The following is a 25,467-nucleotide window of genomic DNA, read 5'->3' as shown; positions in this document are numbered from 1 at the left end:
GGGCGTGGCTTGGGGCCGCCGCGGCCGCCTGCGCCGCGCTCGCCCGCCTGGCCCAGGCCAACGGCAATCCGGGCGCGGTCCACGGCCTTCTGTTCGGCGGCGCCTGGGCCTGCGGCGCGCTGGCGGCGCCGTCGCCGGACCTGTTCGTCTTCCTGGCCCGCACGCCACGCTCGCTCAGGCGCCTGCTCGTCGACTTCGCCGTCGCGCCCGCGGCGGTCGGCCTGCTGGCGGGCGTCGCCGCCGTCGCTGTTCCAGCCGTCGGCCTCGCGGGCGCGGCGGCGGTCGTCGCGGGCGTGCTCGCCTGCGGTCTGGCCTTAGCGGTGGCCCACCTGAACCAGCTCGCCTACGGGCCAGTCGCCGGCCCGCCGCGGCTGGGGATCTACGCCGCCCTGGCCGCCCTCGCCGCCTCGGCGCTGGGCCCCTTCGCCGTCCTGTTCGTCGCCGGCGGCCTGGCCCTGCTGGCCCGGACCGCCGCCCGCCGCCGATGGAGCGCCGCATGACCCCGATCCTCGACGTGGCCGGCCTGACCGCGCGGCACGGCCCTCGCCCGGCGCTCCGAGACTTCGACCTGCGCATCGACGCGCCCGGCTGGTGGGGCGTGGTCGGCGCCAACGGCAGCGGCAAGACCACCCTGCTGCGCTGCCTGGCCGGGCGCATGGCGCCCGAGCGCGGGACCATCCGCCTGGCCGGCCGGGCCTGCGAGCACGACCCCGCGCGCCGCGCGGCCGGCATCGGCCTGACGCCGACGCTTGAGAGCCTGCCCAAGGGGATCAGCGGCGCCGACCTGGTGCGCCTGGTCGAGCAGGCCTCCGGCGGCGAAGGCGATCCGGTCGCCGCCGCGATCGAGGCGGCGCTGGACCTCGCCGCCTTCTGGGGGAGCTACGTCGCCGAGCTGTCGGCCGGCCAGAAGCAGCGGCTGGCCGTGCGCCTGGCCTTCGCCGGCGCGCCGCGCGTGGTGCTGCTGGACGAGCCGTTCAACTGGCTGGACCCGGCCGTCGCCCACGACCTGAAGACGGCGTTGCGCGCCATCACCCGCGAGCACGGCGTGACGGTGGTCAGCGCCCTGCACGACATCGGCACCCTGGCCACCTGGTGCGACCACGGCGTGCTGATGCGCGACGGCCGCGCCGTGGCGCGGTTCTCGCCGGCGGATCTGGCGGCTGCGCGCACGGACCTGGCGGCGTTCGAGGCGGACCTGGTGGCGAGGGTGAGGGCGTAGCATTCCCTCTCCCGGTCGGGAGAGGGAGGGGCCCGCGTCGCTTTAGCGACGTGGGAGGGCGAGGGTCACGGGAGGGCGCAGGAACTGGCGCGCCAAGGCCGCCGCAATCCGTAATCCCTCATCCTCCCGCGCGAACCTCCGCTTCGCTCCGGTGCGCGGGTCCCGTCCTTCTCCCGCCGGGAGAAGGAGCGCTTACAGGTTTTCCTTCAGCCACCCGGCCGCGCGGCTGAGCACGCCGCCTGACTGCGGGGCCTGGGGCGCGTCCTTCGGGCCGACCTTGCCGGCCATCAGCTTGCGGGTGGAGACCGCTTCGCGCGGGCCGTAGGCGGCGCGCAGCAGCACGCCGGCGGCCGAGCAGAAGGCCGGCCCGGCGGCGGCGTCGGCCAGGTGGGGCGCGCGGCGCGGACGGCCCAGGCGGACGGGGCGGTCGAACACGCGCACGGCCAGTTCGCGCACGCCGGCCAGCTGGCTGGCGCCGCCGGTCAGCACCACGCCGGCGCCGGGGTCGAGCATGACGTCGGCGGCCTTCAGGCGCTCGCGCACCAGTTCGAAGGTCTCCTCGACGCGCGGGGCGATGATGTTCTTGACGATGGAGCGGGGCACCACGATCGGGCCGGCGCCCGGATCGTCGCCGCGCGGCGGCGCCTCGATGGTCTCGCGGTCCTCGTTGGCCGAGGCGATGGCCGAGCCGTGCAGCACCTTGATGCGCTCGGCGCCGGCCAGGGAGGTGGAGATGCCGCGGGCGATGTCGGCGGTGACGTGGCCGCCGCCCACCGTCAGGCTGTCGACGTGTACCAGCGAGCCGCCGGCGAACACCGCCGCCGAGGTCGAGCCGCCGCCCATGTCGATGCAGACGCAGCCCAGGTCCATCTCGTCGTCTTCGAGCGACGCCAGGGCCGAGGCCAGCGGCGCGGCGACCACGCCGGTCAGCTCCAGGTGCGCCAGGTCCAGGCAGTGGCCGAGCGTCTGGAAGGCGCTCTCGTTCATGGTCACGACCAGCAGGTCCAGGCCCAGCGTGCGGCCGTACATGTTGCGCGGGTCGCGCACGCCGCGCTGGCCGTCGACCGACCAGGCGATCGGCAGCAGGTGGACCGGCCGGCGGTTGGGATAGCGCACCTGGGCCAGGGCCTGGGCGATGGCGCGCGTCAGGTCGGTGTCGGCGATCGGGCGCTGGCCCAGCGGCACCTGGATCGACACCCGGTGGCTGACCGGCTGGCCGCCGGCGGTGGTGACGGTGACCGCGTGCACCGGCACGCCGGCCATGGTCTCGGCCCGCTCGACCGCCTGGGCGATCGCCTGGGCGGCGTCCTCCATGTTGACGATCAGGCCGTTCTTCACGCCGCGCGACTGCACGTAGCCGACCCCGGCCACACGCACGGTGCGGTCGGAGCGGCGGATGCCGTCCGCCTTCATGATGAAGCAGCCGATCTTCGACGCGCCCAGGTCCAGGGCGGCGATCACCGGCGAGCGTCCGCCGCCCAGCGTCTTCATGCCGTCTCTCGCTTCGCGCTTGTCATCCAGCCGCGACATCGAACGCCCCCGCGCCCCTAGATCCGAAAATTACTCAAGCACCACCCGCGGCCGGCGCGACGACCTGACGGCCGTCGCGCGGTCGGACCGCGATCATTTCCGGGTCGCGCAGGTCGATCCGCGCAAACCCCAGTTCCAACACCCGCGAGCGCTGATCCAGCTGGTCCAGCTGGATCAGGGCGGACTCCTCGTCCACCGCCGGAAGCTGGATCAGGCTGCCGTCCTTCAGCCGCAGGTCCCAGCGGCGCGTGTCCACGCGCACCAGGGCCTCCAGCCGGCCCAGCAGCCGCGGCCGCTGAACCACCAGCGGCAGGATCTCGCCCGCCGTAATGTCGGCCCCCTCGCCCACCACCAGCGGCAGGTCGGGGAAGCGGCCCGGATCGGCTTCCGGGATCACCTGGCCCTCGGCGTCGATCACCGCGGCGCGGCCCTCGTGCTGCCACACGGCCAGGCGCTCGCGCTCGGTGACCGAGATCACCAGGGTGTCGGGCAGCAGGCGCACCACCTTGGCGTCCTTGACCCAGCCCACCGCCTTCACCCGCCCCTGCAGCTCGGCCAGGTTCAGCCGGGCCAGCGGCTGGCCGCGGCGCAGGTTGAGCGCGCGCTGCACGTACGGCAGGGCCTCGGGCGAGGCGCCCTTGATGTGCACGGCCTTCAGCTTGAAGCCCATGGCCGCCAGCTGGTTGTCGACGCCCTGGCCGACCGCGGCGCTGAACGCCTGCGCCCGGCCGCCCGTCGCCATGGTCAGGGTCAGGCCCAGAACGACGACGCCCGCGGCCACGGCGATCCCCAGCCTGGGCGGCACACGACCGACGTCGGCGTGCGGCGGACGCCCGCCGCGCGGCGCGGGACGCGCGCTGCGGTTGGTCGTCTTGCCCGCCTTCTTCGGCGTCGGAGCTTGCTTCCGGCCGCCCCGCACTACCGCGGGCATGAGGCGTCCTCCACGATCCACCTGACGAGGTCTTCGAAGCTCATCCCGACGTACGCGGCCTGCTCGGGCGCGAGCGAGGTCGGCGTCATGCCGGGCTGAGTGTTGACCTCTAAGAGGACCAGGACGTCCTTAACATCGTCATAACGGAAGTCGCTTCGCGTAATACCACGGCAACCCAAAGCGGCGTGCGCGCGCTCGGCCATGCGCATGGCGCGCTCGGCCACGGCCGGCGGAATGGGCGCGGGCAGCACGTGGTGTGAGCCGCCTTCGCCGTACTTCGCCTCGTAGTCGTAGAAGCCGGTGGCCGAGACGATGTCGGTCACCGCCAGGGCGCGCGGGCCGCTCGCCTCGCCGATCACCGCCACGGCCAGTTCCTTGCCGGCGATGTAGGGCTCGACCATCACCTGTTCGCCGTAGGTCCAGCTCTCCTCGCCCACCGCGCTCGGCGGGCCGTTGGCGCCCTCGAAGACCAGGAAGACGCCGACCGAGGAACCCTCGGCGTTCGGCTTCACCACGTAGGGCGGGGCCATGACGTGGTCGCGCGCCACCGCGTGACGGTCGTAGAGGCCGCCGCCCGGCATCTCCACGCCGGCCGCGGTCAGCACCGCCTTGGCCTTGGCCTTGTCCATGGCCAGCGCCGAGGGCAGCACGCCGGAGTGGGTGTATGGGATCTGCAGGGTCTCCAGGATGCCCTGGACGCAACCGTCCTCGCCCCAGGCGCCGTGGAGCGCGTTGAACACCACGTCAGGCTTCAGCTTCGTCAGCACCTCGGCCAGGTCGCGACCGGCGTCCACGCGGCTGACCTTCGCGCCCTGTCGCTCCAGCGCGTCGGCGCACGAGGCCCCTGAGACCAGCGACACCTCGCGCTCCGAGCTGATGCCGCCCAGCAGAACGGCGACGTGGAGATCGGCGAGAGACTTGGCGGTCATGCGAGGGATCCGTCTTGAGCTTGAGCGGGGCTGATAGCGCCTGGTTCTACGACGTCATAGGGGGCGCGACGGCTGAAAAGCGCGTTACTGCAGCGGCTTCAAGCCGCGGCTGCCACGGGCGCGCCCGGCAGGTCTATCCAGAAGGCCGCGCCGCCCAACGCGCCGTCGCTCACGCCCAGCTCGCCGCCCTGCAGACGCACCAGTTCGCGCGACAGGCTCAAGCCCACGCCCCAGCCCTCGATGTCGCTGGTCTCGGCCCCGGCCCGATCGAAGTCGCCGAACACCGCCTCGCGGCGATCCGGCGGCACGCCGCGGCCGTTGTCGCTGACCAGGATGCGCACGCGCCCCTCGGACTCGACTACGTCGATCTGCACGACCGGCGGGCGGCCGCCGTACTTCACGGCGTTGACCAGCAGGTTCACCAGCGCCTGGCGCAGCCGGGCCGGATCGGCGCGCAGCACGGCGTCGGCCCGCACGGCCCCCAGCACGAACTTCGCCCCCTGGTCGCGGGTGCGCATGCGCGCGGTCTCCACGGCGGTGGCCACCACCTCGCCGACCGCCACGTCGGCCAGCACGGCCTTGGCCTTCCCGGCCTGGATGGCGGCGGCGTCGATCAGGTCGCGCGAGAGGGCGTCGATCTCGGCGCCGCTGGCGGCGATCCGCTCGATCATCTCGTGCTGGCGCGGGGTCAGCACGCCCAGCGCGCCCGACGCCATCATCTCGGCCAGGGTGACCACGCCCGACAGCGGCGAGCGGATCTCGTGGCTGACGTGGGCCAGGAAGCGGGTCTTGGTGTCGCTCAGCGCCACGGCCCGGGCCCGCTCGCGCTCCAGCACCGCGGTGTAGCCGTCCAGGCGGCGCAGCACGGCGGCGACCGGGTGGATAGTCAGCACCAGGGCGGCGAGCATGCCCTGCACGAAGAACAAGCTGAAAGGCAAAGCCGCGGCCGGGCCGAAGCCGAGCATGGTGGCGCTGACGGCGATCAGGGCCACGCCGGCCACGGCGATCGCGCCGCCCATCTCGCGGTCGGCGAACACCGCCAGCATGACCAGCGGGAATAGCAGGGCGAACGCGGGAAAGGGCTGGCTGAACACCAGGGCCGCGCCGGCCAGCACCAGCAGTTGCGCCGCGACGCTGACGGCCACGCCCTGGCGGTCGCGGCGCAGGTGAGCGCGGCTCACCGACAGCGCCACAGGCGTGACCACCGCCATGCCGAGCGCGTCGGCCAGCCACCAGCGAAGCACCGCCCCCGGCAGGTTCGGCTCGCCGAGGACGGCCATGACCACGGCGGCGACCGCCGCACAGGCCGCCGGGGCGAGGACTACGGCCCCGCCCAGAAAGCGGATCAGGTCCCGACCGCCGGACAGGGGCGCGCGCAAGTCGCGAACCAGCCAGGCGGCCAGGGCGATCTCGACGCCGTTGGCGAGCGGATAACCGAAGGACTGCAGCATGGGCAGGCCGCAGATCAGGTTGGCGCCGAGCATGGCGCCGACCGCCGCCCCCAGTCCCAGCGCCGCCTCGTCCTGGTTGCGGGCCCACCGGACCATGAAGGCCAGAACCAGAGCGTTGGCCGGCCAGACGACCGACAGCGCGCCCTCGCGAAACAGGACGATGCTGCTCCAGCAGAAGACGAACACCGCCGCACACAAGGCGGCGACCGGAGCCAGGCGTTTTATCAGCATGCGGCGTTCCCCCGAGCGCCCTTCCAGAATGGGAGCGTGCTCGCGGCAGGGTTAATCAGCCGTTCACTTCGCCCGGCCGATCCGCTTGATCTCCCACTCCAGCTCGACGCCGAACTTCTCCTTCACGTCGGCCCGGACGGCCTCGCCCAGACCCTCGAGGTCGGCGGCGGTCGCCTCGCCGGTGTTGATCATGAAGTTGGAGTGCAGCTCGGAGAACTGGGCGCCGCCGAACGGCTTGCCGCGCCAGCCGGCGTCGTCGACCAGCTTCCAGGAGCTGTGGCCCTGCGGGTTCTTGAAGGTCGAGCCGCCGGTCTTCTCCTTGATCGGCTGGGTGGCCTCGCGCCGGGCGGTGATCTCGTCCATGCGCGCCATCACCGCGTCGGGCTCGTCCGGCACGCCCTGGAACACCGCCCCGGTGAAGATCAGCCCGCGCGTGGCGGCCGCTTCCGAGCGGCGATAGGTGAAGCCCATGTCCTCGGCCGACAGCACGTGGCGCTCGCCGGCGCGGTCGACCGCATAGGCCTCGACCAGCACGTCCTTGGTTTCGGCGCCGTAGCAGCCGGCGTTCATCACGCAGGCGCCGCCGATGGTGCCGGGCACGCCGCGGAAGAACTCCAGGCCCGCCAGGCCCGCCTCGGCGGCCTTCTTGGCGAGGGTGGCGTCCAGCACGGCCGCGCCGGCGTAGATGCGGTTGGCGTCCATGGTCTCGACCCGGCCGAAGGCCTTGCCGAGACGGATCACCACGCCGTCGACGCCGCCGTCGCGCACCAGGGTGTTGGAGCCGACGCCCAGCACGGTGACCGGCACCGCGGCGTCCAGGCCCCTCAGGAACGCTTCGAGGTCCTCGTGGTCCTCGGGCAGGAACAGCACGTCGGCCGGACCGCCGACGCGGAACCAGGTGAACGGAGCCAGCTCCGCGCCCTTCAGCAGCTTGCCGCGGGTCTCAGGCAGGGTGTCGCGCCAGCTCACGCCGCGGTCTCCAGGAGTTCGAGTTGGCCCGGCAGGGCGTAGGCCCATTGGGTGATGTCTCCGGCGCCCAGGCACACGACCAGATCGCCGATTGCGGCTTCCTGCGCGACCAGTCCGGCCAGCGAAGCGGGGCCGTCCAGCAGCAGCACGTGACGGTGCCCGTGACGGCGCAGCCCCTCGGCCAGCGCCTCCTTGTGCACGCCTTCGATCGGCTGCTCGCCGGCGGTGTAGACATCGGCCACGATCACCGTGTCGGCGTCGTGGAAGCAGGTCGAGAACTCGGTCATCAGGTCGCGCAGGCGCGTGTAGCGGTGCGGCTGGACCACGGCGACGACCTTGCCGCGCGCCACCTGGCGGGCGGCCTTCAGCACCGCGGCGATCTCCACCGGGTGGTGGCCGTAGTCGTCGATCACCCGCACGCCGCGGGCCACGCCGGTGGTGGTGAAGCGCCGCTTCACGCCGCCGAACTTGGCCAGGCCTTGCTTGATGTCGCGTTCGGACACGCCCAGCTCCAGCGCCACGGCGATGGCGGCCAGCGAGTTGGAGACGTTGTGCCAGCCGGCCATCGGCAGGGACACGTCGCGCAGGGTGACCGGATCGCGGTCCCGCGGGCTGATGACCACGTCGAACTGGGCGCCGTCCGGCCCCATCTCGACCTTGGTGGCGCGCACCTCGGCCTGCGGATTGATGCCGTAGGTGATCAGCCGGCGGTTCTCGACCTGGGCGACCAGGTTCTGCACCTCGGGGTGGTCCAGGCACACCGCCGCGAAGCCGTAGAAGGGGATGTTCTCGACGAAGTCGCGGAAGCCCTTCTTCATCGCCTCGAAGTCGCCCCAGTGGTCCAGGTGCTCGGCGTCGATGTTGGTGACGATGGCGACTGTCGACTTCAGACGCAGGAAGCTGCCGTCGCTCTCGTCGGCCTCGACCACGATCCAGTCGCCGTCACCGACCTTGGCGTTGGTGCCGTAGGCGTTGATGATGCCGCCGTTGACCACGGTCGGGTCCAGCCCGCCGGCGTCCAGCAGGCAGGCGACCATCGAGGTCGTGGTGGTCTTGCCGTGCGTGCCGCCCACCGCGATCGAGAACTGAAGCCGCATCAGCTCGGCCAGCATCTCGGCGCGGCGGACCAGCGGGATGCGGCGCTCGCGGGCGGCCACCATCTCCGGATTGTCCGGCTTCACGGCGGTCGAATAGACCACGGCCGAGACGTCGCCGACGTGCTCCGCGGCGTGGCCGACGAAGATTTTGGCGCCCAGCTTTTCCAGCCGCTCGGTGTTGGCCGAGGCCTTGGCGTCGGAGCCGGTCACCGAGTAGCCGATCTTCAGCATGATTTCGGCGATGCCGCTCATGCCGATGCCGCCGATGCCCACGAAGTGCACCGGGCCGATTTCAAAGGGAGTGGGGCGGAGTTTCGAGCGCGCGATCATCGCAACTTCACTACCGGCCCGTTCCGCTACACGGAAGCAGGCGCGTGCCCGAAATTTCGCGGCCCGTCGTCGCGTCCCCTCTCCGCCGCGGCCGGCGACAGAGGGGGCGAAGCATCGCCGCCCCGCCTGACAGGGATTTGGGCGCGAAAAACCTGAGTTCAAGAATTGGCGGGCCGCGATTTATGCGCAGCTTAGGACGCCTCGACGCACGGGACCGCCGGTCCCGATCTCAGGGGGCTCATCCGATGACCAGCGCGCAGCCGTTCTTCCACGGCACCAAGGCGGATCTGAAGGCGGGCGACCTGATCAGCCCGGGCTACGCCTCCAACTACGGCAAGCGAAAGGCGGCGGCCTTCGTCTATCTGACCGCGACGCTGGACGCGGCCGTCTGGGGCGCGGAGCTGGCCGTGGGCGACGGCCCCGGCCGGATCTACATCGTCGAGCCGACCGGCCCCTTCGAGGACGATCCCAACCTGACCGACAAGAAGTTCCCGGGCAATCCGACGAAGTCCTATCGCACCCGCGATCCGCTGCGGGTGGTCGGCGAGGTCGCCGACTGGACGGGGCATTCGCCCGAGCAGCTCAAGACCATGAAGGACCACCTGGCGCAGCTCGACCGCATGGGCGTCGAGGCCATTCTGGACTGAGCCTGACGCGCCGCTTTCGGCGCGCGGAGGACTCGCTTCGTCGCGGCTAAGGAACGTGTCGGGGAATTCACGTTACAGCGGAACGCCGTTCGATCAGTCTTTGCTGCCCCCAAAGGTGATCGTCCGGCCTCGCGATGCGGCGTCTGATCGTCAGCACGGGGCGGCGTAGACGCCCGCAGTCGCGCGTCTTTCGGGGGGAGGTCGTCGTGTCTCGCAATCTTCAGGTCGTGGTCGCCGCGGGACTGGCGACGTCGCTTCTGATCCTGGGCGGGTCGCAGGCCATGGGCAAGCCGCCGGCCGAGCCGCCCCTGAGCCCGCTCGACACCTCGACCTTCGATCGAGGCGCCGATCCGTGCACTGACTTCTACCAGTACGTCTGCGGCGGCTGGATGGCGAAGACCGGCGAGCCGACCGACCGCAACTACGTGGCCCTGGCCGAAGAGGCGGCCGGCGCCCGGAACCGGGCCGCCATGACGGCCCTCCTGACCGACCGGAGCCTGGCCAAGGATCCCGAGGTCGACCGACTGCAGGTCTTCTACGCGTCCTGCATGGCCGGCGGCGATCAGGCGGACAGGCTCGCCGAAGCGTCCCTTCGAGGGTGGCTGGGCCGGATCGACGGCGTCGAGACCCGCGCGGACTTCGCGACCGTGCTGCAGAGCCTGCACGCGCGCGGCGTGCGCGCCTTCTTCCGCTATTCCGGCGAGCCGGATCCGGCCGACAAGTCGCGCTTCCGCGGCGAGATCCATCAGGGGGCGTTTGGGCTGCCGCGAGGGACCTATCGCGACGACGGCGCCGAAGCGGCGGCGGTGATCGCGAGCTACAGGGACCACGTCGCCGCCATGCTGGCGAGCTCCGGCGTCGAGCGCGGCGAGGCGAACCGCCAGGCCGAACGGATCGTGGCGATGGAGGGGACGCTGGCGCGCGTCTCGCTGTCCTTCGCCGAACGCTTCGACCCGTCGATCAGCAACAACCCGATCGATCCGGCCGCCCTGGCGCGGGACTATCCGAACTTCGCCTGGGCGGACTACCTGAAGGCCGTCGGACAGCCGGCCGGCCGGCCGATGAACGTCACCTCGCCGAAGTACCTCAAGGCCGTGAACGACGGCCTGGCGCAGTGGTCCATGCGCGACCTGAAGGCTTACCTGCGCTGGCGGCTGCTCGACACCGTGACGCCGGCCCTGCCGGGCGCGATGCGGGAGGAGCAGGCCCGCTTCGCGGCCGCCTATCTCGACACGCCGCGCGCGTCGCGGGCCGACGAGTGCGAGGTCGAGACCATCAAGGGGATGGGGGTGGAGCTGTCGCGGCAGTACTCGACCCGCTTCATCGGCGTGCAGGCGCGCGGCGGCGCAAAGACGATCGTCCAGCAGGTCCGCGGCCAGATCGCCGACTCCGTCGACGGCATGACCTGGCTGTCCCCCTCCGCCCGCGAAGCGACCCGCAAGAAGATCGACGCGCTCTCGATCAAGGTCGGCTTCCCGGACGAGTGGCCGGCGACCGGCGCTGATCCGATGTCGGCGACGAACTTCTTCGACAACGTGATGGCCACCCGCGGCTTCCAGGAGAAGCGCGCCTGGGCGCGCGTGAACGAGCCGCGCACCCGCGAGTCCTGGGAGATCATGGTCTATCCGGACGTGGCGCCGGGCCTGGCCGTCGCGCGGCTGACCATTCCCAACGGCTATCCCGACGTCTTCACCAACTCGATCATCCTGACGGCGGCCGGGCTGACGCCGCCACGGTACGACGCGGACGCGTCGCCGGAATTGCGCATGGGCGGCTACGGCGCCCTGGTCGGGCACGAGGTCACCCACGTCCTGGAGAACCACGACTACGACGCGGACGGCGAAGGCCACGACATCTGGACCGCCGCCGACGTCAGTGCGCACGACCAGCGCGCCCAGTGCCTGATCAAGCAGGCGGGCGAGGTCGAGCTGGGCGGTGGCGCCCGTCTGAACGGCGAGCGGACCTTCTCCGAGAACGTGGCCGACCTGGGCGGCGTGAACTTCGCCTACGACGCGCTGGTCCGCGCCCTGGGGCCGCGGATGGCGCAGCGCGACAAGGCGGGCTTCAGCCGCGCCCAGCGCTTCTTCATCGCCTACGCCCAGAGCCGCTGCACAGTGCAGCGCGAGGCCTATGCGCGCCTGGACAACCACGCGCCGGCGAGCTTCCGGGTGAACGGGCCGCTGGCCAACATGCCCGCCTTCGCCAAGGCGTTCGCCTGCCGCAAGGGCTCGGCCATGGTGCGGCCGGCCGAGCGGAGATGCGTGGTGTGGTAAGGCTCTAATCCCGGCCGCCGCCGGCCCCGACGAAAGCAGGCATGCCCGGCCGCACTTTCCGCCCTTCCGAGATCGCCGACCAGCTCGCCGCCCTGGGCGTGCGCAAGGGCGGCGTGCTTCTGGTCCACACCGCATTTCGGCAGGTGCGTCCGGTCGAGGGCGGCCCCGCCGGCCTGATCGAGGGCCTGCGCCTGGCGCTCGGACCGGAGGGGACGCTGGTCCTGCCGTCCTTCACGGACCGCGACGACGCACCGTTCGATCCCGACACGACGCCCGCGGCCAGCGACCTCGGCGTGACGCCGGAGATCTTCCGCGCCCTGCCCGGCGTGGTCCGCAGCCGCCACTACGCCGCCTGCGCGGCGATCGGACCGCTGGCGGACGCGATCACCCGCGGTCCGCCGCCAATCCCGCCGCACGGCCCCGACAGCCCGATCGGCCGGGTGCACGACCTCGACGGACAGGTGCTGCTGCTCGGCGTGGGCCACGACGCGAACACCACCCTGCATCTGGCGGAGGCGGTGGCGCGCGTGCCCTACGGCGCCGCGCGGTGGTTCACGATCCTGCGGGACGGGCTGCCGAAGCGTGTCGACTACCGCGAGCCTGACCACTGCTGCGAAGGCTTCGCCCGGATGGAGGAGTGGCTGGACGTCGAGGGCCTGCAGGCGGAAGGCCCCGTGGGCCACGCCCACGCCCGGCTGATGCGAGCGCAGGACGTGGTGCGGATCGCGGTCGAACGGCTGCGGGCCGAGCCGCTGGCCTTCCTGCACGGCCCGGCGGCGGGTTGCGAGGACTGCGACATCGCCCGGGCGAGCGTCAGGGCCGGCTAGCGAAGCTCCCTCCCGCAGAGCTAGTTTCACAACAACGGGGGGCGATACGCATGCGAGGGATTGGGCTCTGGGCGGCGATCGCGACCGCGCTGTGCACCGGCCAGGCGCTCGCCGAGGCGCCGTCGCCGGGGCCGGCCGAGGTGATCGCGCAGTTGGACGCGCTTTGCCGGGCCGACGGCGGGCGGCTCTGGGGCGAGTCGCTGTGCGGGCCGCTGATGCTGGTCGATCCGAAGACGCGCGCCATCGTCGCCAGCCAGGCCGGAACCGGAAGCGCCCTTCGTCCGGCCGCCGGACTGTTCCTCGGAACGCTGCCGCCGGAGATCGGCGCGGCCAACACCGCCGTCGAGTTCGACGGGGTCACCTGGACCATGGTGCTGCAACCGCTGCCGCAGGACGAACAGGCCCGGGCCGCCCTGCTGATGCACGAGGCCTGGCACCGCATTCAGAAGAAGCTGGGCTTCGCGGCCGCGTCGCCTGCGCCGGCCCATCTGGCCACGCCGGAGGGTCGGACCTGGTTGCGGATGGAATGGCGCGCGCTCGCCGCCGCCGTCGCCGCCCCGGACGAGGCGACGCGCAAACAGGCCGTCGCCGACGCCCTGGCGTTTCGCGAGCGGCGGCGCGCCCTGGCGACCGACGCGGCCGAACTGGAGAACCAGCTCGAACTCCACGAGGGGCTGGCGGAATACACCGGCGCGGTCCTCAGCGGACGGCGCGACCTCGCGGCGGCCGCCGTGGAGCAGTTGCGCGTCGCCGAACAGGCTGACTCGTACGTTCGCACCTTCGCCTACACGTCGGGCCCGGCCTACGGCCTCCTCCTCGACCGGTCCGACCCGACCTGGCGCGTCCGGCTGCGCGGTTCAACGGAGGTCCGCGACCTCGGACGCCTGCTCGCGCAGGCCGCCCGCGTGCAGCCCAGCCCGGTCGATGAAGCGCGCCGCCGGTACGCCTACGAGGACGTCGCGACCGACGAGGCGCGCCGGCACGAACTCCATGAACGCCGGGCGGCCGCCTGGCGCGCGAAACTGGTGACCGGCCCGACCCTTCGCCTGCCCCTGAAGGAGATGAACGTCTCCTTCAATCCGCAGAACCTCTTCCCGCTGCCGCCGGAGGGCACGGTCTACCCGACCCTGCGCGTCGCGGATCGCTGGGGCGTGCTGCAGGCGGAAGACGGGGCCCTGATCGACGGCGGCTGGGGAAGCCTTATCGTCGCCGCCCCGACCGCAGAGGCGCCGGACCGAGTTTCTGGACCGGGCTGGAGCCTGGAGCTCGCGCCGGGCTGGCGCGTCGACCGCGCCGAACCGGGGCGGGCCGTTCTGGTGAAGAGCGCGCCGAAATAGGCCCGCCAGCCTGGCCGGGTCAGACCGTGGGAGGCTCCACGACGTACATGGCGAGGTAGTCGGGATCCTCGATCACCTCGCCGGTGCTGCGCAGACGATAGCTGCCCGGCTTGGCGGGCTTGAGGCCGCGGGTGTCCGGCGGCAGCCAGTAGGTCTCGCCCTGATGCGGCCCCTCGAGCGCGAGCGCGATGCCCTGGGCCGGGTCGGCCTTGGTGACGACACCGTGCAGCTGCTCGTAGCGCTCGCCGCCCGCCCCGGCGTAGGTCTTGCCGACCAGGATCGTCTTGCCGACGAGAGCAGCAGCGAGCTCCGCGTTCCAGACGTTCGCAGGCGGGGTGTCGCGCACGGCGTCCTTCCCGGATTCGAGGGCCGCCGAGACGGCGGCGACACAGAGCGCCAGCGCGACCGTTCCCAGTCGCATCAGGCGCATTAGCCTCATCACCCGACCACCCGCTCCACCAGGTCGGCCAGCTTCTGGGCGGCGTCGGGCACGGCCACCGAACGGGCGGCGGCGGCGCGGCGGACCAGACCTTCGGGATCGGACAGGAGGCGCTGGAGCAGGTTCGCCAGGCTGTCGACGGTCAGCTCGTCCTCGGGCAGCACCGCGGCGGCGCCGGCGTCGGAGAGCAAGCGGGCGTTGAAGGTCTGGTGGTCGTCGGCGGCGATCTTCAGCGGCACCAGGACCGAGGGCAGGCCGGCCACCGCCAGCTCGCAGCAGGTCGAGGCGCCCGAGCGGCCGATCACCAGGTGGGCCTGCTCCAGGCGCTGGGCCATTTCGCGGAAGAAGGGGGCGACGTGGGCTTCGACGGCGGCGTCGGCGTAGATGGCGCGCGCGGTGTCCAGCGACTCCTGGCGGGTCTGCTGGTCGACCTTCAGCCGGTTGCGGATCGGCTCGGCCAGCTGCGCGATGGCGGCCGGCACGGTTTCCGAGAGGAGACGCGCGCCCTGGCTGCCGCCGGTGACCAAGAGGCGGATGCGGTCGGTCGGCGCCTCATACGGGCGGTCGTAGAGGGCGCGGATGTCCGGGCGGACCGGGTTGCCTACGACCTCGACCTTGGCCTTAACCGCCGGCGAGGCCTTCTCCAGGATGGGGAAGGCGCAGGCCACGGCCGAAACCTTAGCGGCCAGGGCGCGGTTGGAGCGGCCAAGCACCGCGTTCTGCTCGTGGATGATGGTCGGGCGCTTCTGTTGGCGCGCGGCCAACAGGGCCGGCACGGACGGATAGCCGCCGAAGCCCACCACCACGGCCGGATCGATGCGCTTGAAGGCGGTGCGGGCCTGCAGCACGCCCTGGGCGATCTTCACCCCCGCGCGGACCATGCCGATCGGATCGCCCGGCTTGTAGGTCGCCGCGTTCAGGGCGATGCGCTTCTCGGCCGGGAAGGCGTGGGCGTACTGGTCGCCGCGGCTGTCGGTGGCCAGCACGACCCGCCAGCCGCGCTCGATCAGCTCGCGGGCCAGGGCTTCGGCCGGGAACATGTGGCCGCCGGTGCCGCCGGCGGCGACGACCGCGATCTTGGAGGTACGGGTCACGAGAATGCGCCTGCGCTGGAGAGGCCCTCGGCGTGGGAGTAGGCGCCCGGCCGCCGGCGGGTCAGCGCCAGCGCCAGACCGAGCGTCAGTCCCATGGCCAGCATGGAGGAGCCGCCGTAGGAGATGAAGGGCAGGGTCATGCCCTTGGTGGGGATCAGGTTCAGGTTCACGGCCACGTTGATGATGGCCTGCTGGGCGAACAGCACGAACAGGCCCGCCGCCGCCACCTGCTCGAACGGGTCGGACAGGCGCATGGCCTTGTACAGGCCGCGCACCACGATGAAGCCGAACAGGCCGATCAGGAACAGCGAGAAGATCAGGCCGAACTCCTCGGCGCCGACCGAGTAGATGAAGTCGGTGTGCAGGTCGGGCACGTGGCGCTTCATGACGCCCTCGCCCGGGCCGCGGCCGAACAGGCCGCCCGCCGCGATGGCTTCCGAGGCGCGGTCGATCTGGTGGGTGTCGGCCTTGTCCGGCGACAGGAACTTCTGAACACGGGCGGCCACGTGGTCGAACAGGAAGTAGGTCGAGACCAGGCCGCCGACCGCGATGGTGCCCAGGCCCAGGATCCACTTCACCGGCACCCCGGCCATGAAGAAGGCGGCCATGAAGGCGACGGTGATCAGCACGGTCTGACCGATGTCCGGCTGGATCAGCAGCAGGGCCACGGCGGTCAGGTACAGGCCGAAGGCGATCGACACGCCCGGCACCCCCTGCCCCTTCTGACCTTCGGCGAACATCCAGGCGGCGAGCGTGATCAGGGCCGGCTTGAGGAATTCCGACGGCTGCAGGCTGAACGGCCCGAGCTGGATCCAGCGCGTGGCGCCCTTGGCCGCGTGGCCGATGAAGGGCAGCGACAGCATGCTCACGATGGCGAGCGCGTAGATCACCACGGCCACGCGGCGCACGCCCTTGGGCGACATCATCGACGTCCCGATCAGGATCGAGGTCGCGATGGTCGCGAAGATCGCCTGGCGCAGCGCGAAGTGGAACGGGTGCGACATGCCGATCCGGTGCGCGGCGGCCGGGCTCGAGGCGAAGGACAGGGCCACGCCGACGAAAATCAGGACGCCGATGGCGCCCAGCAGGTAGCGGTCGACCGTCCAGAACCAGACGGCCAGCGCCGAGCGGTCGGTGCGCTGGAAGGTGTGGCTGTAGTGGCCGCTCACGCGCGGGCTCCTTCAGCGGGCGCGGCGCCCAGGCCGAGCACGGCCGAGCGGAAGGCTTCGCCGCGCTGCTCGAAATCGGCGAACTGGTCGAAGGAGGCGCAGGCCGGCGACAGCAGCACCACGGCCTCCTCGCCCGAGCCGGCGGCGTCGGCGTAGGCCTGCATCACGGCGCTCTCGATGTCGCCGCTGATGGTCCAGGGCGCGTGGTCGTTGAGCGCGCCGGCGAAGTCGTGGGCGGCCTCGCCCACCAGGTAGGCGCGCTCGATGCGGCCGAAGAGGTCGGCCAGGTCGTCGATGCCGCCCTCCTTGGCCCGGCCGCCGGCGATCCACCAGAACTTCGGATAGCTGGACATGGCCTGGCGCGCGGCGTCGGCGTTGGTCGCCTTGGAGTCGTTGATGAAGCGGACGCGGCCCAGCCGGCCCACCTCCTCCATCCGGTGCGCCAGGCCCGGGAAGCTCATCAGCCCCTCGACCGCCTCCTCGACCGACAGGTCGAGCGCGCGCACGGCGGCGTAGGCGGCGGCCGCGTTCTGCCAGTTGTGGCGGCCCGGCAGGGAGCGGGCGCGGGTCAGGTCGGCGACCTCGACGGCCGAGTGGCCGGTGGCGTCATAGAGCACGCCGCCGAGCGCATAGACGCCGCGGCCCACCGTGGTCCCGGCCGAGATCGGGCGAACGGTGCGTCCGCCCGCGGCCATCAGCTCGGTGCAGATCTGGCGGCACCACGGATCGTCGACGCCGATGACAGCGCTGTCTCCGGCGGCCTGGCTCTGGAAGATGCGCCGCTTGGCGTCGACATAGCCGTCCATGCCGCCGTGGCGGTCCAGGTGGTCGGGCGACAGGTTCAGCAGCACCGACACGTCCGGCTTGAAGGTCGAGGTCAGGTCCAGCTGGTAGGACGAGGTCTCCAGCACGTAGACCGCGCCGGCGTGCATGTCCTCCAGGCCCAGCACGCCCACGCCGATGTTGCCGCCGATGCGCGCGTCGCGGCCGGCCTGCTTCAGCACCCAGCCGATCAGGGCGGTGGTGGTCGACTTGCCGTTGGTGCCGGTGATGGCCACCGTCTTCGGCCGCTTGTGGGCCGGGGCCAGCGCCACGGTGCGGGCGTAGAGCTCCATGTCGCCGACGATCTCGACCCCGGCCGCCTTGGCCTTCTCCACCGTCCAGTGGGGCTTGGGATGGGTCAGGGGCACGCCGGGCGACAGCAGGAAGGCGGCGAAGGACGACCAGTCGGCCGTGTTCAGGTCTTCGACGGTGAAGCCTTCGGCGGCCGCCTGCTCTCGCGCGGGCGCCTTCTCGTCCCAGAGCACCGGCTCGGCGCCGCCCGCCTTGAGGGCGCGCGCCGCCGTCAGCCCGGTGCGACCGAGCCCGAACACGGCGACACGCCGGCCCTCGAAACCGCGGACGGGGATCACTGGCTCTACCGGATCTTGAGCGTGGCCAGGCCGATCAGCGCCATCATGGCCGAGACGATCCAGAAGCGGATCACCACGGTCGACTCCGGCCAGCCCAGCTTCTCGAAGTGGTGGTGGATCGGAGCCATCAGGAAGACGCGCTTCTTGGTCAGCTTGAAGTAGCCGACCTGGATCATGACCGAGAGCGCCTCGGCCACGAACAGGCCGCCGACCAGCACCAGCACCAGCTCGTGCTTGGTGGCCACGGCCATGGCGCCGAGCGCGCCGCCGAGCGCCAGCGAACCGGTGTCGCCCATAAAGATCTTGGCCGGCGGGGCGTTGTACCAGAGGAAGCCCATCCCCGCGCCGATCAGCGAGGCGCAGATCACCGCCAGCTCGCCCGAGCCGGGGACGAAGTGGACCTGCAGGTAGTTGGCGAACACGAAGTTGCCGACCAGGTAGCTGATGATGCCGAAGGCGGCGGCGGCCATCATCACCGGCACGATGGCCAGGCCGTCCAGCCCGTCGGTCAGGTTCACCGCGTTGGAGAAACCGGCGATCACGATCGCCCCGAAGGCGATGTAGAACCAGCCCAGGTTGACCAGGAAGGTCTTCACGAACGGGAAGGCCACCGAGGTCTCGAGGCCCGGCGACGAGGGCGAGGCCGGAGCCAGCAGGATCAGGCTGGCCACCGCCACGAAGGCGATCAGGAACTGGAAGAACAGCTTCTGCAGGCTGGTCAGGCCGGCCGAGGTCTGTTTCGTGACCTTGGCGTAGTCGTCCATGAAGCCCAGCACGCCGTAGCTGGAGGTGACCAGCAGTACGACCCAGACCTGGATGTTGGTCAGGTCCGCCCACAGCAGGGTGGAGACCAGCACGCCGGCAAGGATCATCAGGCCGCCCATGGTGGGCGTGCCTTTCTTGGTCAGCAGGTGGCTTTCCGGCCCGTCGGTGCGGATCGGCTGCCCCTTGCCCTGGCGGGCGCGCATGTAATTGATGAAGCGCGAGCCCATGGCCACGGCCACGATCCACGCCGTGACCAGCGCCAGCCCGACGCGGACCGTCAGGTACTTCAGCAGGTTGATCAGCGGCCAGGCGTCGGCCAGGCCGGAATACTGCTCGTACAGCAGATAAAACATCAGGCCATCTCCCGCCCGGCGACTTCGATGTCCGCGAGCGCCTTGGCCACCAGGCCGGCGCGCGAACCGTTGGATCCTTTCACGACCACCACGTCGCCGGCCTTAACGGCCTCGACGACCTTGGGGGCGAGCTCTGCGGCCGTCTCGGCCCAGGCGCCGCGCCGGCTTTCCGGCAGGGCGCTCCACAGGTGCTTCATGTTCGGGCCGGCGCAGAACACCAGGTCCACGTTCGCCTCGGCCAGCGGCCCGGCCAGCGAAGCGTGGTGGTCGGCGGCCTCGGTCCCGAGCTCGAGCATGTCGGTCGCGACGACGATGCGGCGCCCCTCGCCCACCTCGCGCGCGCCCAGGCTGCGGAAGGCCGCGCGCATGGACAGCGGGTTGGCGTTGTAGCTCTCGTCCACCAGGGTGAAGACGCCGCCCTCGACGCGCACGCGCTTCTCTTGGCCGCGGCCGGCCAGCGGCTCGAACTCGGACAGGGCGGCGATGCCCGTCTCCACGGAGACGTCCAGCGCGTCCAGCATCAGCAGGACGGCCATGCTGTTCAGCCCCCAGTGGTGGCCCGACTGGCGCAGGGTGAAGTCGTGCTCGTGGCCCCAGACCCGGGCGCGCACCCGCGCGCCGCCGTCGAAGGCCTTGAAGTCCAGCAGGCAGGCGTCGGCGCTCTCGTCGACGCCGAAGGTCATGACCCGCGCGCCGACGTGCAGGGCCGACTGCTTCAGCAGGTCGAACCAGACGTTGTCGGCGTTGACGATGGCCACGCCGCCGGGGCCGAGGCCTTCGAAGATCTCGGCCTTGGCGCGGGCCACGCCGGCCTCGCCGTCGGGGAAATTCTCGGTGTGCACCGGGCCGACCGTGGTCACACAGGCCGCGTGCGGCTGCACCATCTTGGACAACGGCCGGATCTCGTCGGCGTGGTTCATGCCGATCTCGAACACGGCGCGTTCCACGTCGCGCGGCATGCGGGCGAGCGTCAGCGGCACGCCGATGTGGTTGTTGAACGACTTGATCGAGCTGTGGGCCGGGCCGGCCAGGGTAAGGCCGGCGCGGATCGCCTGGGTCACGCTGGTCTTGCCGACCGAGCCGGTGACGGCGCCGCGGCGAACCTGCGGGGCGCGGTCGCGGGCGTAGGCGCCCAGCGCCTCCAACGCCTTCAGGGTGTCGGGGACGAGGATGGACGAGCCGCCTTCGACCGGACGGGAGACGATCGCCGCGGCGGCCCCTTTCTCGAACGCCATGGACGCGAAGTCATGGCCGTCGCGCTCGCCGGCCAGGGCGACGAAGATGTCGCCCGGCTGCACTTCGCGGCTGTCGAAGGTGACCCCCTGGGCCTCGAAACCCTGGCCGTCCAGGCGGCCGCCGGTGGCCTCAAGCACTTCGTCGGCCGTCCACAGCGGCTGGGCGGTCATGCAGGCTCCCCCTTCAAGGCGCGCGCGATCTCGGTCGCGTCGTCGAAGGGATAGACGGTTTCGCCGACAATTTGACCCTGCTCGTGGCCTTTTCCGGCGACAACGAGGACGTCTCCTTGTCGCAGGGCGGCCACCGCCTCGCGGATGGCGGTGCGCCGATCGCCCACTTCGACGGCCTTGGGCGCGCCCTTCCTCACCTCGGCGCGGATGGCGGCGGGGTCTTCGGAGCGGGGGTTGTCGTCAGTGAGGATGGCCACGTCGGCCAGGCGCTGGGCGATCTCGCCCATGATCGGGCGCTTGCCGCGGTCACGGTCGCCGCCACAGCCGAACACCACGATCAGCTGGCCGGAGGTGTGCGGGCGCAGCGCCTTGAGCACGGTCTCCAGGCCGTCGGGGGTGTGGGCGTAGTCGACATACGCCTCGCCGCCGGCCCGGCTGGTTCCGACATGCTCCAGCCGGCCGCGCGCGCCTTGCAATCGCTCCAGCGCGCCCAGCACGTCCTCGACCTTCTCGCCCGACGCGACGCACAGGCCCGCGGCGACCAGGGCGTTCGACGCCTGGAAGCCGCCGGCCAGCGGCAGCAGGATGTCGTAGAGCCGCCCGTCGGCGTCGATCTGCAGGCGCTGGCCTTCCGGCGTCGGCCGGCGCGAGACCAGCGACAGGTTCCGGCCGCGCTCGCCCACCGAATAGATCGACTGGCCGGCGACGATGCCGGCGGCGGCGAAGGCGTTGTAGGCGTCGCTGTCGGCGTTCAGCACGGCCGTGCGGCCGCGCGGCAGCAGGGCCTCGAACAGGCGCAGCTTGGCGGCCCGGTAGGCCTCCATGGTGCCGTGATAATCCAGGTGGTCCTGGGTCAGGTTGGTGAAGCCGGCCGCGGTCAGGGCCAGGCCGTCCAGCCGGCGCTGCTCCACCCCATGCGAGGAGGCTTCCAGCGCCAGGTGGGTGACGCCCATCTGGGCCAGCTCGGCGGTCAGACGCGCGGCGTCGGCGGCGTCGGGGCTGGTCAGGCCCGGGCCGGTCAGGGCCGTGTCCTCGCCGGCGACCACGCCCAGCGTGCCCATGCTGGCCGCGCTGCGGCCCAGCCGGGTCCAGATCTGGCGGCAGAAGGTGGCGACCGAGGTCTTGCCGTTGGTGCCGGTGACCGCCACGCAGGTGCGCGGCTGGTCGCCGTAGAAGGCCCGCGCGGCGAGCGCATAGGCGCGGCGCACGTCGCCGGAGCGCACCAGGACCGGCGCAGCTCCTTCGGGGGTGTCCTCGGGAGCCAGCACGGCGGCGGCGCCCTGGCCCAGGGCCTGGGGGATGAAGAGGCGGCCGTCGGCGCGCGTGCCCGGCAGGGCGACGAACAGCGCGCCCTCGCCCACCTTGCGGCTGTCGGCCGTGACGCCCGTGATCAGCGGATCGACCGCCAGATCCCGGCGCAGGATGTCGGACAGCCGCCGCGCGCTCACTGACCGGCCCCGCTTTCGATCTCGCTGATCGGCAGCTTGTCGCCGGTGGCGGTGGTCCACGGATCGGCGCGGCGGTCGACGCCCAGCAGCGGCGCGATGCGGTCGATCACCCGGCCGGCCACCGGCGCGGCCGTCCAGCCGCCGGTGCGCAGGCCGTAGGTCTCGGCGTTGCCCTTCGGTTCGTCCAGCAGGATCAGCACGAAATAGCGGTCGTCCTCGAGCGCGCCGTCGGTCGGGAAGAAGGCGGCGAAGGACGACACCAGGCGCGAGCGCTCGTAGCGGCCGCCGATGACCTTCTCGGCCGAGCCGGTCTTGCCGCCGACCCGCAGGCCGGGCGCGTTGGCGTGGGTGCCGGTGCCGCGCACCACGTTCAGGCGCATGAGGTCGAGCATGGCGCGCGAGGTGGCGCCCGAGACGACCTGGCGGCCCTGCGGCTGCTCGCCCGGCTTCAGCTTCTTCAGGGTCAACGGCACGTAGTTCCCGCCGTTGCCGATCGCGCCCATGGCCGCGGTCAGGGCCAGCGGGCTGACCGAGATGGCGTGGCCGAACGAGGTCGAAGCGACGGTGTTCTGGTCCCACTTGCGCGGCACGATCGGGCGGGCGGACTCGATCAGCTCCACCGGCGCCGGGGCCAGCAGGCCGAGGCTGTCGAAGTAGCGGACCATGGTGTCGCCGCCCATGGTCAGGGCCAGCTTCGAGGTGCCGATGTTGGAGGAGTGCATGAACACCTCCTCCAGCGTCATCACCCGGTTCTCCGCGTGGGAGTCGTGGATCGAACGGCTGCCGATCTTCATCGGCGCGCCGGCGTCGAAGGTCGAGGTCAGCGAGGCCGCGCCGGTGTCCAGGCCCATGGCCACGGTGAACACCTTGAAGGTCGAGCCCATCTCGTAGACCGACGCGGCGGCGCGGTTCAGGCGCTCGTTGTCGGAAGCGCCGCCCGGCACGTTCGGGTCGTAGTCGGGCCACGACGCCATACCCAGGATCTCGCCGGTGTGCACGTTGGTGACGATGCCGACCGCGCCGTTGGCGTTCTGGGCGATCGCCGCGGCGCGCAGTTCGTTCTCCAGCGCGCCCTGGACACGCAGGTCGATGGACAGCGGCACCGAGCCGCCCTGGCGTCCGGCGTCGCGGATGGCCTGATCGAACGAGCGCTCCACCCCGGCCAGGCCACGCCCGCCGGTGTCGCTGAAACCGATCAGGTGCGAGGCCGAGCGGCCCAGCGGGTGGACGCGGCGGTCCTCCTCCTCGAACGACACGCCCGGCAGGCCCAGGTCGTGCACCCGGGCGCGGTCGCGAGGCGTCAGACCGCCCATGACGAACACGCGGCGCTCGCCGGTCAGGGCCTTCTGCAGGCGCGCGTAGGAGACGTCCGGCAGGGCCTTGACGATCTTCTGGCGGGTGTCGGCCTCGTCCCAGACCTCGTTCGGGTCGACGTAGAGCTGGTAGTGCACCAGGTCGGTGGCCAGCAGCATGCCGTTGCGGTCGACCACGTCGGCGCGGGTCGAGGCGTTGGCCGCCCAGGCGCCGGCGCCGGCGCGGGCGCCCGAGAACAGCGCCGCCTTGGTGGCGCCGATCGACAGGCCGAAGAAGGCGCAGGCGAACACCGCCAACACGAAGAAGATGCGCACGCGCGTGTCTTCCTCGGGGCGAGCCTCGGCCTTGGCGCGCTCGAAGGCGTGCTCAACCGACCAGACCGTGTCGGTCAGCCACTGAAGGCTGGGGATCTGGGCGTGGTTGCGGACGTCGAGCGGCCTCATCGTTCGGCGGCTCCTGCGAGGGCGTCGACTTCGACAGCGCCGGCTTCGGCGGCGGGCGCGGCGACGGCGCGGACGGGCGCGTTGCCGTTGCGGGCGATCTCGACCAGCCCGTCGGGCTGGGCCTCGCGCTTGGCGGCGACCGGCTTCAGGCCGAGATAGCTTTGCGACAGCACCTCGATGCGCGCCGGCTGCTCCAGGTGGGCGGTCTCGGCGCGCAGCAGCTTCAGCTTGCGCTGCTCGTGGTCGATGTCGCGCTCGATGCGCGAGATCTGGGTGCGCTCCTCGTTGGCCGAGGCCTTGGTCATGTAGACGAAGAACACGGTCATGACGAAGCAGCCCAGCGCGGCCACCTCGACGATGCGGAAGCCGCGGACCCGACGGTCGAACAGGCGCTCGATGCGGTTGCTCATGCGGCCCTCCTCGCCGGGACGGCGGTGCGCCGCGCGGCGCGCAGCTTGGCGGAACGGGCGCGCGCATTGGCGGCGAGTTCGGCCGGGCCGGACTCGCGCGCGCCCTTGAACAGCAGCTCGAAGGTCGGCTCCGGCCCCTTGGCGCTGGGCGGCAGGTGGCGCGAGCCGGCCGGCAGGCGGCCCGAGCGCTCGGTCAGGAAGGACTTCACGATGCGGTCTTCGAGCGAGTGGAAGGTGACCACCGCCAGCCGGCCGCCCGGGGCCAGGATCTGCTCGGCCGCTTCCAGGCCGCGCTCCAGCTCGCCGAGCTCGTCGTTGACCGCGATGCGCAGGGCCTGGAACACGCGGGTGGCCGGATGCACCGGCGCGCCGCGGCGACCGCCGAGCGCGCGTTCGACGGCGTCCGCCAGGTCCAGGGTGCGCTCGAACGGCTGCTCCTGGCGGCGGCGGACCAGCACGTTGGCGATGTGCCGCGAGGAACGCTCTTCGCCGTAGACCCAGAAGATGCGCGCCAGCTCGGCGGCGTCCTCGGTGTTGACCAGGTCGGCGGCCGACGGGCCTTCATCGCCCATGCGCATGTCCAGCGGACCGTCGCGCATGAAGGAGAAGCCGCGCTCCGCCTGGTCCAGCTGCATGGACGAAACGCCGATGTCCAGCGCCACGCCCTGCACGGGCGCGCGCCCTTCAAGTTCTTCCGCCATTTCCGAGAATCGCCGTCCGACAAAGGCGAACTTGCCGGGATAGGCGGCCTCGAGCGCCGCGACGTGCGGGCGCACCGTGGGGTCGCGGTCGAAGCCGATCACCTCGGCCCCGCGTTCCAGGAAGGCGCGCGAATAGCCGCCGGCTCCGAAGGTGCCGTCGACGATCACGTCGCCCGGCTTGGGATCGAGCGCCTCGACCACCTCGTCGAGCAGGACGGACAGGTGCGGGGCGTCCATCACACGCCCCCGGTCCTGGCGGCGCGCTGGCGCTGGCGCAGGTCGGCCAGGCCGGCGCGCGCGGCGGCGCGCTGCTCCTCGCGCCAGGCGCGGAAGCTGTCGCGGTTCCAGATCTGGAAGCGGTCCTTCAGGCCGACCACGACCACCCAGTCGGTCAGGCCGAAGGCTTCGCACAGGCTCTCGGGCAGGGTGATGCGCCCGGCGGAGTCGAAGGCGAGCTGGTTCATGCCGCCGTAAACCACCGTCTCCAGCGAAGTGCGCAGCGGATCGCCGAACGGCAGCTCCTCGATCAGGTCGGCGTAGCGGTCGAACAGGGCCTTGCCGCCGCCTTCCAGGCAGTCGGCTTCGATCGAGGGAAAGCAGAACACGCCGTCGAACGAACCTGCGGCCGCGGCACGGAAATCCTGCGGCACCACGAAGCGCCGTTTCGAATCCAGCTGTTTCTCGAAGGTCGAGAGAAACACGCCATGCCCACGGACCGAGACGGTCCGCCCTTCACCTGCCA

General features: G+C 71.7%; 23 protein-coding genes. 6 read left to right on the top strand and 17 right to left on the bottom strand.

The window, feature by feature from the left end:
• Window positions 1-500: hypothetical protein (locus H8B08_RS02370; RefSeq protein ID WP_222934254.1), on the top strand; the 500-nt coding region annotated here is incomplete at its 5' end.
• Window positions 497-1,219, top strand: coding sequence for an ABC transporter ATP-binding protein (locus H8B08_RS02365; RefSeq protein ID WP_187448595.1), 723 nt, complete (start codon window positions 497-499; stop codon window positions 1,217-1,219). The genes H8B08_RS02370 and H8B08_RS02365, both read left to right, overlap by 4 nt.
• Window positions 1,220-1,411: 192 nt before the next feature.
• Here the strand turns inward: H8B08_RS02365 and ftsA are convergent, their stop codons facing one another.
• The 6 genes from ftsA to murC all read right to left on the bottom strand — a co-directional run bounded on the left by ftsA (window position 1,412) and on the right by murC (window position 8,687).
• Window positions 1,412-2,749, bottom strand: a complete 1,338-nt coding sequence (ftsA, locus tag H8B08_RS02360) for a cell division protein FtsA (protein ID WP_187448594.1) — start codon at window positions 2,747-2,749, stop codon at window positions 1,412-1,414.
• Between the two features lie 34 nt (window positions 2,750-2,783).
• Window positions 2,784-3,680 (bottom strand): cell division protein FtsQ/DivIB, encoded by an 897-nt coding sequence (locus H8B08_RS02355; protein ID WP_187448593.1) that lies wholly within the window; start codon window positions 3,678-3,680, stop codon window positions 2,784-2,786.
• On the bottom strand, window positions 3,668-4,609 hold the full coding sequence (locus tag H8B08_RS02350) for a D-alanine--D-alanine ligase (RefSeq protein WP_187448592.1): 942 nt from the start codon (window positions 4,607-4,609) through the stop codon (window positions 3,668-3,670). The genes H8B08_RS02355 and H8B08_RS02350 overlap by 13 nt, the downstream gene beginning before the upstream one ends.
• 98 nt (window positions 4,610-4,707) lie before the next feature.
• A complete protein-coding gene (locus H8B08_RS02345; protein ID WP_187448591.1) occupies window positions 4,708-6,291 on the bottom strand; it encodes a sensor histidine kinase in 1,584 nt (527 codons plus the stop codon).
• Between the two features lie 63 nt (window positions 6,292-6,354).
• Window positions 6,355-7,260, bottom strand: a complete 906-nt coding sequence (gene murB, locus H8B08_RS02340) for a UDP-N-acetylmuramate dehydrogenase (protein ID WP_187448590.1) — start codon at window positions 7,258-7,260, stop codon at window positions 6,355-6,357.
• On the bottom strand, window positions 7,257-8,687 hold the full coding sequence (gene murC, locus H8B08_RS02335) for a UDP-N-acetylmuramate--L-alanine ligase (RefSeq protein WP_187448589.1): 1,431 nt from the start codon (window positions 8,685-8,687) through the stop codon (window positions 7,257-7,259). Before murC ends, murB begins: the two co-directional genes overlap by 4 nt.
• Window positions 8,688-8,932: 245 nt before the next feature.
• Between murC and arr the strand changes: the two genes are divergently transcribed.
• From arr to H8B08_RS02315, 4 genes are all read left to right on the top strand, one after another.
• Entirely contained in the window at window positions 8,933-9,334 is a 402-nt protein-coding gene (gene arr / locus H8B08_RS02330) for an NAD(+)--rifampin ADP-ribosyltransferase (protein WP_187448588.1), read from the top strand.
• 206 nt (window positions 9,335-9,540) lie between these two features.
• A complete protein-coding gene (locus tag H8B08_RS02325; protein ID WP_187448587.1) occupies window positions 9,541-11,607 on the top strand; it encodes a M13 family metallopeptidase in 2,067 nt (688 codons plus the stop codon).
• A 41-nt stretch (window positions 11,608-11,648) separates the two neighbouring features.
• Window positions 11,649-12,434 (top strand): AAC(3) family N-acetyltransferase, encoded by a 786-nt coding sequence (locus H8B08_RS02320; RefSeq protein ID WP_187448586.1) that lies wholly within the window; start codon window positions 11,649-11,651, stop codon window positions 12,432-12,434.
• 50 nt (window positions 12,435-12,484) lie between these two features.
• The gene (locus H8B08_RS02315) at window positions 12,485-13,771 is read left to right on the top strand and encodes a hypothetical protein (RefSeq protein ID WP_222934252.1); all 1,287 of its coding nucleotides are present in this window, start codon (window positions 12,485-12,487) and stop codon (window positions 13,769-13,771) included.
• Window positions 13,772-13,790: 19 nt separating this feature from the next.
• Here the strand turns inward: H8B08_RS02315 and H8B08_RS02310 are convergent, their stop codons facing one another.
• The 11 genes from H8B08_RS02310 to H8B08_RS02260 are packed head-to-tail and all read right to left on the bottom strand — an operon-like array spanning window position 13,791 to window position 25,426.
• A complete protein-coding gene (locus H8B08_RS02310; RefSeq protein ID WP_187448585.1) occupies window positions 13,791-14,201 on the bottom strand; it encodes a hypothetical protein in 411 nt (136 codons plus the stop codon).
• Between the two features lie 8 nt (window positions 14,202-14,209).
• Complete coding sequence (gene murG / locus H8B08_RS02305) at window positions 14,210-15,304, bottom strand: undecaprenyldiphospho-muramoylpentapeptide beta-N-acetylglucosaminyltransferase (RefSeq protein WP_370545376.1); 1,095 nt, start codon at window positions 15,302-15,304, stop codon at window positions 14,210-14,212.
• Complete coding sequence (ftsW, locus tag H8B08_RS02300; protein ID WP_187448584.1) at window positions 15,301-16,473, bottom strand: putative lipid II flippase FtsW; 1,173 nt, start codon at window positions 16,471-16,473, stop codon at window positions 15,301-15,303. The genes murG and ftsW overlap by 4 nt, the downstream gene beginning before the upstream one ends.
• The gene (murD, locus tag H8B08_RS02295) at window positions 16,470-17,885 is read right to left on the bottom strand and encodes a UDP-N-acetylmuramoyl-L-alanine--D-glutamate ligase (protein WP_187448583.1); all 1,416 of its coding nucleotides are present in this window, start codon (window positions 17,883-17,885) and stop codon (window positions 16,470-16,472) included. Before murD ends, ftsW begins: the two co-directional genes overlap by 4 nt.
• A gap of 5 nt (window positions 17,886-17,890) precedes the next feature.
• The gene (gene mraY, locus H8B08_RS02290; RefSeq protein WP_163260415.1) at window positions 17,891-19,003 is read right to left on the bottom strand and encodes a phospho-N-acetylmuramoyl-pentapeptide-transferase; all 1,113 of its coding nucleotides are present in this window, start codon (window positions 19,001-19,003) and stop codon (window positions 17,891-17,893) included.
• Window positions 19,003-20,409: a UDP-N-acetylmuramoyl-tripeptide--D-alanyl-D-alanine ligase gene (gene murF, locus H8B08_RS02285; RefSeq protein ID WP_187448582.1), complete on the bottom strand. Its 1,407-nt coding sequence runs from the start codon at window positions 20,407-20,409 to the stop codon at window positions 19,003-19,005. Before murF ends, mraY begins: the two co-directional genes overlap by 1 nt.
• Window positions 20,406-21,857, bottom strand: coding sequence for a UDP-N-acetylmuramoyl-L-alanyl-D-glutamate--2,6-diaminopimelate ligase (locus H8B08_RS02280; protein WP_187448581.1), 1,452 nt, complete (start codon window positions 21,855-21,857; stop codon window positions 20,406-20,408). The genes murF and H8B08_RS02280 overlap by 4 nt, the downstream gene beginning before the upstream one ends.
• Window positions 21,854-23,614 (bottom strand): penicillin-binding protein 2, encoded by a 1,761-nt coding sequence (locus tag H8B08_RS02275; protein WP_187448580.1) that lies wholly within the window; start codon window positions 23,612-23,614, stop codon window positions 21,854-21,856. Before H8B08_RS02275 ends, H8B08_RS02280 begins: the two co-directional genes overlap by 4 nt.
• Window positions 23,611-24,024 (bottom strand): cell division protein, encoded by a 414-nt coding sequence (locus H8B08_RS02270; protein WP_187448579.1) that lies wholly within the window; start codon window positions 24,022-24,024, stop codon window positions 23,611-23,613. The genes H8B08_RS02275 and H8B08_RS02270 overlap by 4 nt, the downstream gene beginning before the upstream one ends.
• A complete protein-coding gene (gene rsmH, locus H8B08_RS02265) occupies window positions 24,021-24,965 on the bottom strand; it encodes a 16S rRNA (cytosine(1402)-N(4))-methyltransferase RsmH (RefSeq protein ID WP_187448578.1) in 945 nt (314 codons plus the stop codon). Before rsmH ends, H8B08_RS02270 begins: the two co-directional genes overlap by 4 nt.
• Complete coding sequence (locus H8B08_RS02260; protein WP_187448577.1) at window positions 24,962-25,426, bottom strand: division/cell wall cluster transcriptional repressor MraZ; 465 nt, start codon at window positions 25,424-25,426, stop codon at window positions 24,962-24,964. The genes rsmH and H8B08_RS02260 overlap by 4 nt, the downstream gene beginning before the upstream one ends.
• Window positions 25,427-25,467 lie beyond the last annotated feature (41 nt).

It is taken from the genome of Caulobacter sp. 17J80-11 (genome assembly GCF_014349105.1).
In the GTDB taxonomy this organism is placed as follows: domain Bacteria; phylum Pseudomonadota; class Alphaproteobacteria; order Caulobacterales; family Caulobacteraceae; genus 17J80-11.
This window is presented reverse-complemented; position numbering and strand designations above follow the sequence as displayed.

Coding starts and splice junctions, on each gene's coding strand:
- H8B08_RS02365 (WP_187448595.1), top strand. CDS start 497: ATGACCCCGATCCTCGACGTGGCCGGCCTGACCGCGCGGCACGGCCCT.
- ftsA (WP_187448594.1), bottom strand. CDS start 2,749: ATGTCGCGGCTGGATGACAAGCGCGAAGCGAGAGACGGCATGAAGACG.
- H8B08_RS02355 (WP_187448593.1), bottom strand. CDS start 3,680: ATGCCCGCGGTAGTGCGGGGCGGCCGGAAGCAAGCTCCGACGCCGAAG.
- H8B08_RS02350 (WP_187448592.1), bottom strand. CDS start 4,609: ATGACCGCCAAGTCTCTCGCCGATCTCCACGTCGCCGTTCTGCTGGGC.
- H8B08_RS02345 (WP_187448591.1), bottom strand. CDS start 6,291: ATGCTGATAAAACGCCTGGCTCCGGTCGCCGCCTTGTGTGCGGCGGTG.
- murC (WP_187448589.1), bottom strand. CDS start 8,687: ATGATCGCGCGCTCGAAACTCCGCCCCACTCCCTTTGAAATCGGCCCG.
- arr (WP_187448588.1), top strand. CDS start 8,933: ATGACCAGCGCGCAGCCGTTCTTCCACGGCACCAAGGCGGATCTGAAG.
- H8B08_RS02320 (WP_187448586.1), top strand. CDS start 11,649: ATGCCCGGCCGCACTTTCCGCCCTTCCGAGATCGCCGACCAGCTCGCC.
- H8B08_RS02315 (WP_222934252.1), top strand. CDS start 12,485: ATGCGAGGGATTGGGCTCTGGGCGGCGATCGCGACCGCGCTGTGCACC.
- H8B08_RS02310 (WP_187448585.1), bottom strand. CDS start 14,201: ATGCGCCTGATGCGACTGGGAACGGTCGCGCTGGCGCTCTGTGTCGCC.
- mraY (WP_163260415.1), bottom strand. CDS start 19,003: ATGTTTTATCTGCTGTACGAGCAGTATTCCGGCCTGGCCGACGCCTGG.
- murF (WP_187448582.1), bottom strand. CDS start 20,409: ATGACCGCCCAGCCGCTGTGGACGGCCGACGAAGTGCTTGAGGCCACC.
- H8B08_RS02275 (WP_187448580.1), bottom strand. CDS start 23,614: ATGAGGCCGCTCGACGTCCGCAACCACGCCCAGATCCCCAGCCTTCAG.
- H8B08_RS02270 (WP_187448579.1), bottom strand. CDS start 24,024: ATGAGCAACCGCATCGAGCGCCTGTTCGACCGTCGGGTCCGCGGCTTC.